The sequence below is a fragment of the Streptomyces sp. NPDC091371 genome (assembly GCF_040684275.1).
In the GTDB taxonomy this organism is placed as follows: domain Bacteria; phylum Actinomycetota; class Actinomycetes; order Streptomycetales; family Streptomycetaceae; genus Streptomyces.
This window is the reverse complement of the sequence record NZ_JBFBFP010000109.1, coordinates 1-2,424: the sequence shown is the minus strand read 5'-3', so window position 1 is coordinate 2,424 and position 2,424 is coordinate 1. Positions and strand designations below refer to the sequence as shown.

Genomic DNA, 2,424 nt, shown 5'->3' with positions numbered 1-2,424 from the left:
GGGTGCGGTGACAAGTCGCATGCCCGGTTCGGGCTGGGGGTCGTTGGAAAAGGGCCTGCTCAGCAGGCACCTCGCCGACGGCCCACCAGTACTCTGTGGCGGAACATCGCCGAGGCGGTGGAGAGAACGGTCGGCTCTCACCACGGGTGCATCCGGGCCGCGTTCGCGGAGACTCCGGTCATAACGGAGGCAATCGAAAGGGACCTGGTCACGCCGGAGCCGGCCAGGCCGGTGGCCGTGCCGTTCGTCCAGCCGGACGGCATCCTTGATGTCAGCGGCCGGCCCCGGCGTCTGGTGGCCCGCACCACAGAGAGATACGCGGCGGTCCAGGCCCTTCTTGCCAAGGGGAAGTCCCTGGCGGCGAACGGCCGGACACTACAGCTGGACCACTCCACCGTCCGCCGTTTCGCCCGCGCCGCCAGCCTCGACGAACTCCTGGCCAAAGCGACCGGACGACTCTCCGTGCTGGACGAGCACAAGCCCCACCTCCACACCCGCTGGCTGGAGGGCTGTCACGACATTCCCCAGCTCCACCGGGAACTGCGCGAGCGCGGATTCACCGGGAGTGTCCAGTGTCTCCGCCGCTACTTTCGCTACTTCAGACCTCCCCGCCGACCTGGACGGAAGCAGCAGCCGGTGTCCCGGCCGCGGCCCAGGCCGGCCCCGAAACCCCGATGCGTCGTCCGCTGGATCATGACGAACCCCCAGCGCCTCGCGGCCGGCGACGCCGCGGAACTGAAGGAGATCCGTACGACCTGCCCTCACCTCGACGCCGCCGCACGGCACGTCCACGACTTCGCCGAAATGCTTCACCACCTCCGCGGAGACCAACTTCCCGACTGGATAGAGCGAGTCCTTGCTGACCTACCAGCCCTCCACTCGCTGGTCAGCGGCCTACGGCGAGACTTCGACGCTGCCACCGCCGGACTCTCCACCCCATGGAGCTCCGGCCAGGTTGAGGGGTAGGTCACCTGCATCAAACTCCTCGAGCGCATGGCCCACGGACGAGCAAACCTCGACCTCCTGCATCAACGAGTACTCCTGGGCCATGCCCCTGCGGCAGGGGCCTCCCGTTGTGAGATCGTCTGAGCTTGCCGTCTATTCTGAACGCGTTCAGTCGGGTGTGGGGTGGGATGGGGATGAGTACTTCAATGAGACGGTGGCCGGCTCTGGTCGCCGCGTTGGCGTGGGCCTGCGTTGCTTGCGCTGATGCTGGCGGAGACGCAGCTTGCATTGATCAGTCGGCGCTTGTGGGCGAGTGGAGTAGCCCGGGTGGCGATCTTCTTCGCTTGCGGGCGGACCGCGGTATGACGGGGGAGAGCCTGAACAGTGCGATGTTGGGAGGCACATCGTGCCCGGACGCTGCAACCGGGCGCTGGAGCTTCTTCAGCTCGCCGGACGACGCGGGCTTCTCCTTCGCTGACGACGCGCTCACCAGCGGCGACACCGTCTCCTTGCGCATCGATTCTCCGAAGGACTCCTGTCTTTTGTCGGCTCTGGTCCGACGGGACGAGCGAGGATTCAATCTCTGCCTGGTGGAAGACCCTGATTCCGGCTGTTCCGCCGAGGAACTTCTCCGTCTTGAGCCAGTGCCAGCAGAACGGGCTGCGGAGTGACTGGCCGTCCCTGCCGTTGAAGGAGCATCACAAGATCCCCGACAGAGCCGAATAACTCGATCGTCCACAGCGCAGGACACCCGCCGGGCGAAGAAGACCCCGAAGCCGCTGGAGCAGCTGCGTGCATCGGCGATCCTGCGCTTCGGCAAGCAGCTGGTCGACGGGCTCCTGAAACGCTGCCAGGCAGCGGGGAAGGCGATCCGGGCACGAGTGGGCCCGCGGGTGGACGCCGCGCTGGCCGCCGTCGACGTCGCCGCGATCGGCTTCACCGTGCGGCGGACCTTCGCCTGCCGCCGCGTCCTGGCCGAAGCCCGCCGGCACCTCGCGGAGACCCTGCGAGGCCGGGCCTTTCCGCCAGGCCTGGACGACTACATCGCCGACCGCGCCCTGACCCGCCACGCCCGTAAGCTCACCGTTGCCCAGCCGGGCCGCCGCACCCCGGCGCCGGACCAGCTCACCCACACCGCGGACTTCGCCTGGCCCCACCGCTGGTGGATCGCCGACGCAGGCGGCAAACCTCCCCGGGAGTCAGCCGGTACGAGCGGGCCCAGGTCGCCAGCCTCGTCCTGCAGAACGCGATCCGCGACGCCCGCATCCTTTGCGCCACGCCGGACGGAGCACCGACGGCGACCACGTCGGCCGCCGCGCGCAGCGACGACCACACCCACGACCAGGCGGCGCCGCAGCCGTCGACCACCCGGACCGGGACGCCGCCCTAGGCCGTGTCTTCAAATGGTTCTGATGAGGGATCATGTCGGCATGGTGCGTCGTCATGAGCTGACGGATGTGGAGTGGGGAGTGCTGTCCG

2 protein-coding genes and 1 pseudogene are annotated in these 2,424 nt (G+C 68.3%); all 3 read left to right on the top strand.

Annotated elements, in window-relative coordinates; translation table 11 throughout:
• Positions 1–966, top strand: a pseudogene (locus tag AB0O21_RS40370) (hypothetical protein); the annotation flags it as partial.
• A gap of 341 nt (positions 967–1,307) precedes the next feature.
• A complete protein-coding gene (locus tag AB0O21_RS40365; protein ID WP_365180990.1) occupies positions 1,308–1,616 on the top strand; it encodes a hypothetical protein in 309 nt (102 codons plus the stop codon).
• A gap of 491 nt (positions 1,617–2,107) precedes the next feature.
• On the top strand, positions 2,108–2,335 hold the full coding sequence (locus AB0O21_RS40360) for a hypothetical protein (RefSeq protein ID WP_365180987.1): 228 nt from the start codon (positions 2,108–2,110) through the stop codon (positions 2,333–2,335).
• The last annotated feature ends 89 nt before the right edge of the window (positions 2,336–2,424 follow it).

Excerpts from the sequence above, each read along its gene's own strand:
- AB0O21_RS40365 (WP_365180990.1), top strand. The coding sequence starts at position 1,308 with ATGACGGGGGAGAGCCTGAACAGTGCGATGTTGGGAGGCACATCGTGC.